The following is a 6,762-nucleotide window of genomic DNA, read 5'->3' on the forward strand; positions in this document are numbered from 1 at the left end:
CCTTTAGAGAACTGCAACAGGAAGTCTATGCCCTGTTTGAGCAGCAACCCTTTCGCCTACCGGCAAAGATGACCTACATTCTCAAGTCCCTCACAACCCTCGATGGAATTGCCCGCAGTTTAGACCCTGAGTACAACCTAAGTGCTGCTGCCCAGCCCTTTGTTAAGGAATTGATGCGTCATTCACGGCCGGGCTGGCGAGAATTGATTCATCAAACCCAAACCCTAATCAACCAGCGACTACAGCAGCCCAGTCGGGTTGAAGTGCGGCTGCAACAGTTAGAGGATCGCCTGGCTCGCGGCGAACTCCAAATCTCTGTGCGTCATCCGACGATGGAGCGGCAACTGCGGCGGATAGAGAGTTTGTTGATCTGTTTGGTTTATCTGGGGTTGGCTGGTTTTACCCTCTTGGCGGGGGCAATGTTGTGGTCCGCCAAGGCCCCGGGGGGAGCGATCGCCCTCTTTACAGTAGCCGCACTGGCAGGCTTGGCGCTGGTGCGCAGTTGGCTTCGCTTTCTCTGGTTATGCCGCTGGCAATAGGTGCACGACAGTGAACTACGATGATTCCTTGAGGGCGCGGCGAAAACCCAAGGCAATCAGGATATTAGCTAATGTCAGAAAAAATTCTGCCCCCCCGTGCAGCCCATCTACATTGGCTAGGGTTGTGCCATAGACGCTTTGGGCATAGAGGCCCGCTGGAATGGTGACGGCGACAAAGACCAGTGTCCCATAAAAGCCAATAAGGGCTAAACGGGGTGTGTGGGGGTTGCGGGTCATGAAGTACAAAAACCCCAAATAGGGAAACAGTGAGAGGGCAAAAAAGGCATTCGTGAGCATTAGCGGCGTACCAGCTTCTTGCTCATTTTCCGCAGTCGAATCGATTGGGGCGTTACCTCCACCAGTTCATCGGGGCCAATGTACTCTAGGGCCCGCTCTAGGCTCATTTCCACGGGTGCTTGCAGTTGCACCAGTTCATCCCCCGTTGAGGAGCGGAAGTTGGTGAGTTGTTTGGTTTTGCAGACATTAATTTCAAGGTCTTGGGGACGGTTGTGCTCACCGACAATCATACCCCTATAGACTTTGGTGCCAGGGGTAATGAAAAAGACACCGCGATCTTCGGCATTTTTTAGGGCATAGAAGGTGGCTGTGCCCTCCTCAAAGGCAATTAAGACGCCATTGCGTCGGGTGCTGATCTCCCCTGCCAAAGGACGATAGTCCAAAAAGCTGTGGTTCATAATCCCTTCGCCGCGCGTTAGGCGCATAAACTCGCCCCGGAAACCAATGAGACCCCGCGCTGGGATCACAAACTCCAGTTGAGTCCGACCATTACCTCCCACCTGCATATCCTGCATTTCACCGCGTCGCTGGCCAAGGCGCTCAATACAGCCGCCAACGGCTTCATCGGGAACGTCGAGCACTAAGCATTCATAGGGTTCGCAAGGCTGACCATTGACTTCGCGGTAGATCACCTGTGGCTGGGAAACTTGGAATTCATAGCCTTCGCGGCGCATGGTTTCAATGAGAATGCCAAGGTGCAATTCACCCCGACCAGAAACGGCAAAGCGATCGGGGGAGTCGGTTTCTTCGACCCGTAGAGCCACATTGGTTTCCAGTTCCCGAAAGAGGCGATCGCGCAATTGCCGCGAGGTCACAAAGGTTCCCTCCTGACCGGCAAAGGGGGAGTCGTTGACAGCAAAGGTCATTTGCAAGGTCGGTTCATCCACCTTGATCAGGGGTAGGGCTTGGGGGTTGTTGGGGTCGGTAACGGTTTCGCCAATGTTGGCATCACTAAAGCCCGCGATCGCCACAATATTGCCGGCACTGGCTGTGTCTAATTCAATTCGCTTGAGTCCCTCAAAGCCCAAGAGTTTGGTAATCTTTGCCTTGACAATTTGGCCATTATCCTTGACTAAGGCGGCCTGCTGCCCCACTTGGATGGTGCCATTGTGAATCTTGCCAATAACAATCCGCCCTAGGTACTCGGAATAATCCAAGGTTGTCACCTGAAGTTGCAGCGGCGCATCGGGGTTGCCCACTGGCGGTGGAATATGGCGGACAATGGCTTCAAAGAGGGGCTGCATATCCTTGCCCTCTTCGTCTAGATCTGTTTTTGCGTAGCCCGCCAAGCCCGAAGCAAAAAGATAAGGAAACTCACACTGATCGTCATCTGCCCCCAGCTCAATGAATAGGTCCAACACCTTATCGATGGCTTTGTAGGGTTCCGCCTGGGGCCGGTCAATTTTATTCACAACCACAATGGGTCGCAGACCTTTCTCAAGGGCTTTTTTTAGAACAAACCGCGTTTGGGGCATCGGCCCTTCGTTCGCATCCACAATCAGCAGACAACCTTCCACCATGCCGAGGACACGCTCCACTTCACCACCAAAATCGGCGTGGCCGGGGGTATCGACAATGTTAATCGTCAATTCTTTGTAGCGAACCGCAGTATTTTTGGCCAGAATCGTAATGCCGCGTTCGCGCTCCAGATCATTGGAGTCCATGACGCACTCGGGAATATCTTCCCCTTCGCGAAAGGTACCCGACTGGCGCAGTAGGGCATCCACGAGGGTGGTTTTGCCGTGGTCAACGTGGGCGATAATGGCAACATTACGAATCGGCAGACTCATAGGTTCTTCTTGAAAGTTTCGTAATACAAAATTGACAAAATTGACAAAATTGAGGAGTGTGACAAACTGTTACAATCGTAGCGCAGTTTGGGAAGGAAACTGAGCCAGAGGCTGCTTGCGATCGCCAGCGGTGTTGATCTTGGCTGCGCCAAGTCTGTCACCAGGCCGCTTTCGGAGACGACTGCTTTGGCAATTGCACCCTTGGTGAGCTCAGTTGGCAGAAAACTGAGGCAGTTGAATTTTCCTTAGCTCCTTTGTCTGAATCCCGCTTTGGCGGGAAGGCAAGGACTTTCTTGTCCCTGAATTGACCTACTTGGTTTTGCCTAGATGGGCCGGGCTGGATTCGAACCAGCGTAGGCGTAGCCAACGGATTTACAGTCCGCCCCCATTAACCACTCGGGCACCGACCCTTTCATCGCGATTCTTTAATATATCACATAAGGGGGAAGGCTTGGTATTGCCCTTTTGAGAAAACAATTCCCTACTCGTCGAGGGTGTAGCTTTGCAGGGTTTCTAGGGGCTGTACTTTGAGGAGGCGTTCGGCACGGCGAATCTCGCTGTCATTCCCTTGAATCAAGATCAGGTATTTGCCGCGCTGCAATCGCTTTTCAAAGGGGATGCCGGACTTACCCGTAATTACCACTTGGAGGCCGCCGCCTACGGTGAGACTGCCCAAAGCGCCAGCGATCGCCCCAAAGATGCCCCCCAAAAGACTATTGTTTAGGCGATCCAGCATGGGCAGAATGTCAATTTGAGTTGCTTGGTTAAAGGTAAAACCAGCAAAGAAGCCAAAGGGAACCAGCCAGGTCAACATCCGTTGCATTTGCTGGCGGGCGACTTGAAATGGATCAGTCAGTCCCAACTCTGACCACTGTTTGTAGCCTCGCCCCAAGAGGGCTACTTTTTCCATGGGGAAACCGTCCTTTTCAAGCTGGGTGTAAACGGCCTCGGCCTTGAGGCGATCGCCCAGTGTCGCTACCAAGTAGTTTTTCATAGCGATAGGATGAAGGAAATCTTTTGCTTGCCTGCAAAGCGATGCTGCCCCCATTGTCCCACTTTCGCCGCACCTTTGCTGATCTGGGTCTGATTGTCGTGGCCAGTACCCTGGCCAGCACGGTTGTGATTGGGATTCGTCAAATGGGTTGGCTACAACCGCTGGAATTGGGTGCCTACGATCGCCTGATGCAATTGCGCCCTATGCCGGGCCCCGATCCGCGACTATTGGTGGTAGCAGTCACCGAAGCCGATATTCAACGTTACCGCTCCCTATCGTTGCCGGATCAGCTCTATGCTCAAGCCCTACAAAAACTCCTCAAACATCAACCCCGTGCCATTGGCTTGGATATTTACCGCGATTTTCCCGTGCCGCCGGGGCATGAGGCGCTAAACCGCCTTTGGCTAAGTTCCGATCGCCTCTTTGCTGTCACAAAACTGGGGAATGCCACCCACGCGACCATTCGCCCGCCGGCTGCCCTCAGTACCGATCAGGTGGGATTTAATGATGTGACGGTTGATGCCGGTGGCATTGTCCGTCGCAGTTTGTTGTTTTTGCCCGACGACCAGGGGAATACGCTCTACTCTTTCTCATTGCGGCTGGCGCTGCGGTATCTAGCGGATGAGGGGATTGAGCCTCGCGGCAGTGATGCGGATCCCCATGTCATGCAGTTGGGGAAGAGCATTTTCACACCCCTGCAACCCAATGATGGCGGTTATGTAGGAGCGGACACGGCGGGCTATCAGGTGATGCTAAACTATCGCGGTGATCAGCGGGCGGTGACATGGGTGCCCCTTGAAGATGTGCTGACAGAACGAGTGGCACCAGAATTGATTCGCGATCGCGTGGTTCTCATTGGCAACATTGCCGAGAGTGGCAAAGATTTTTTCTATACGCCCTTTAGTTCCGGCCTGCGGGACAATCAGCGCATGGCGGGGGTATTTATCCATGCTCAAATGGTGGGGCAATTCATTGATGCGGGTTTGGGCGATCGCGCCGTCATTTGGTTTTGGCCCGACAGTATCGAGAATGTTTGGATTGTGCTTTGGGCATTGATTGGCGGGATCCTTGCTTGGCGAGTGCGCCATCCTCTAGCCTTAGCGACGGCAGTGGCAGCAGCTCTACTGCTGCTTTTGCTCACCTGTTATGGCCTATTTCTTAAGTTGGGCTGGGTTCCCCTTGTGCCGCCGGCATTAACACTCCTGCTTAGCAGTGGGGGAGTTGTTACCTACACCGCCCAACAAGCTCAACAACAACGGCAAATGGTGATGCGCCTCCTTGGCCAAAGTATCTCCCCCGAAATTGCTGCCACCCTATGGGAACAGCGAGATCAACTCCTTAAGGACGGCAAGTTACCCGGCCAACGTCTGATTGCCACGCTCCTTTTTACCGACTTAAAGGGTTTCAGTACCATTTCTGAAACAATGGAGCCGGAGGAGCTTTTTAACTGGCTGAATGCCTATCTGGAAAAAGTCGCAGATGTGGTGCAAAGCTACCACGGTGTGATTAATAAGTTCACCGGTGATGGCATTATGGCGGTGTTTGGCGTGCCCATTAAACGGACAAGCCGTGAAGGAATTGCCATTGATGCCCGCAATGCCGTGGATTGTGCCTTGGCCTTGGGACAACTACTCGAGGAGCTAAACCGCGAATGGGCTGCCCAAGGGCTACCGCAGGTGATGATGCGGGCGGGGATTTATACCGGTCCGATTGTTGTTGGCAGTCTCGGTAGTAAAAATCGCCTAGAGTACGGTGTTATTGGCGACAGTGTGAATACAGCCTCCCGCCTTGAAAGTGTGGATAAGCACCGCCAACCTAGTCCCTGTCGGATTTTAGTGGCCGAAGAAACCTTGCAGTACCTCGGCGATCGCTACGAAGTCGAAGCATGGGGACCTTTGGAACTCAAGGGAAAAGAGCGCAAAATCAAAGTCTTTCGCATTCTGGGTGTACGCAATGGGCTGGCCCTTGGTCCTAACCAACCCACGGCAATCGAACTGGAAATTTAGTGCCCGCAAGGGAGGGAGCTGCTCAACTATCAGAAATATAAGAGGGCTGACCCCCCATCTGCTGGCAACGGTGGGCGCGATCGCGCATGGGCCTAAAACCGAAAACCCAGACCAAGGCGAACTAGTGGCGATCCGGCACTCGAGAAACTGGCGCCAGCATCAATGACAATTGGACCTGCTTGATGGGCCATGGCCACCCCTACAGCACTATAGCCGCTATAGGACCCAAAACCAATGTTAAATGTTGTTTCACCAGAGCGCGCCGGCACAATGGGCAATAGGGCAGCCGCAGAAGCAATACCCGCAAAAGCTTCGCCCCGTAATTGATTAACTTGCGCATCGGTATAGGCATTGGCGGCTCCTAGGGCCACTGCTCCCATACCATCAACATAGGCTTTGTTGACGGCATCGGTGGGTAAAATGGGGGTAGCGACATTGGTAATCCGACGTTCAGCACCAGGGGCACCCACCGAAACGGTATTTGCTGCGGTGGTAACGGAGCCGGCACCAATGGCCACACTATTAGGATGAAGAGCCTGGGATGATGGGCCGAGGGCGATCGCGTTATTAGCATTGGTTGCGGCATTATTACCGATAGCGATCGCGCCCACGCCAGCAGGATTTGCCCCATTTCCCAAGGCAATGTTTCCACAGGTTACCGTTGCACCCGTAATCGAGCAAATACCGGTGGCAAATAGTTGATTAATGAGCGCAGAAAGCTGGCTGCCATTAATTGCATCAGTACTTGTTGGTGCAATGATACCAGGAGCAACATTAACTACTTTTCGCTCTTGGCCAAGAGCACCAACAGAAACTGTATTGGGTTGGTTGGCCACTGAACCGGCACCAATGGCCACACTGTTGGGAGCAGTGACTTGGGCATTTCGACCAATGGCAATTCCATCCACAGCGCCGGCGGAAGCTGTGGAGCCTATAGCGATACTGTTATTGGAATTTGCAACACTTTGATTGCCTATTGCAATACTTGCCGTGCCAGTCGCCTGGTTACCAGACCCCATTGCTGTGCTGTCGTTCCCTTGGGCTTGGTTACCAGACCCCATTGCTGTGCTGTCGTCCCCTAGGGCTTGGTTCTGGAAGCCAACAGCGGTGCCGCGGAGTTGTGCCGTGTTGCTACG

Annotated in this window: 5 protein-coding genes, 1 tRNA gene and 1 pseudogene; 2 read left to right on the top strand and 5 right to left on the bottom strand. The window is 53.5% G+C overall.

The genetic code is table 11. The annotated features are described in order from the left end of the window. Window positions 1-539 (top strand): annotated as a pseudogene (locus H8Q75_RS00410) (AarF/ABC1/UbiB kinase family protein); the annotation flags it as partial. A gap of 15 nt (window positions 540-554) precedes the next feature. Here H8Q75_RS00410 and H8Q75_RS00415 read toward each other — a convergent pair. From H8Q75_RS00415 to H8Q75_RS00430, 4 genes are all read right to left on the bottom strand, one after another. After that, the gene (locus H8Q75_RS00415; RefSeq protein WP_297039483.1) at window positions 555-836 is read right to left on the bottom strand and encodes a DUF3593 domain-containing protein; all 282 of its coding nucleotides are present in this window, start codon (window positions 834-836) and stop codon (window positions 555-557) included. After that, window positions 836-2,626 carry a translational GTPase TypA gene (gene typA / locus H8Q75_RS00420; protein WP_024125272.1) on the bottom strand — a complete coding sequence of 597 codons (1,791 nt, stop codon included), beginning with the start codon at window positions 2,624-2,626 and terminating at the stop codon, window positions 836-838. Before typA ends, H8Q75_RS00415 begins: the two co-directional genes overlap by 1 nt. 328 nt (window positions 2,627-2,954) lie before the next feature. Further along, window positions 2,955-3,036, bottom strand: a tRNA-Tyr gene (locus H8Q75_RS00425). A gap of 71 nt (window positions 3,037-3,107) precedes the next feature. Further along, entirely contained in the window at window positions 3,108-3,608 is a 501-nt protein-coding gene (locus H8Q75_RS00430) for a hypothetical protein (protein ID WP_297039487.1), read from the bottom strand. A gap of 35 nt (window positions 3,609-3,643) precedes the next feature. Between H8Q75_RS00430 and H8Q75_RS00435 the strand changes: the two genes are divergently transcribed. Beyond that, entirely contained in the window at window positions 3,644-5,626 is a 1,983-nt protein-coding gene (locus tag H8Q75_RS00435) for an adenylate/guanylate cyclase domain-containing protein (RefSeq protein WP_024125270.1), read from the top strand. A 92-nt stretch (window positions 5,627-5,718) separates the two neighbouring features. Here the strand turns inward: H8Q75_RS00435 and H8Q75_RS00440 are convergent. Beyond that, the coding region (locus H8Q75_RS00440; protein WP_297039492.1) for a YadA-like family protein at window positions 5,719-6,762 on the bottom strand (1,044 nt) is incomplete at its 5' end.

Origin of the sequence: Thermosynechococcus sp. OHK43 (genome assembly GCF_014466085.1) — a bacterium.
Classification (GTDB): domain Bacteria; phylum Cyanobacteriota; class Cyanobacteriia; order Thermosynechococcales; family Thermosynechococcaceae; genus Thermosynechococcus.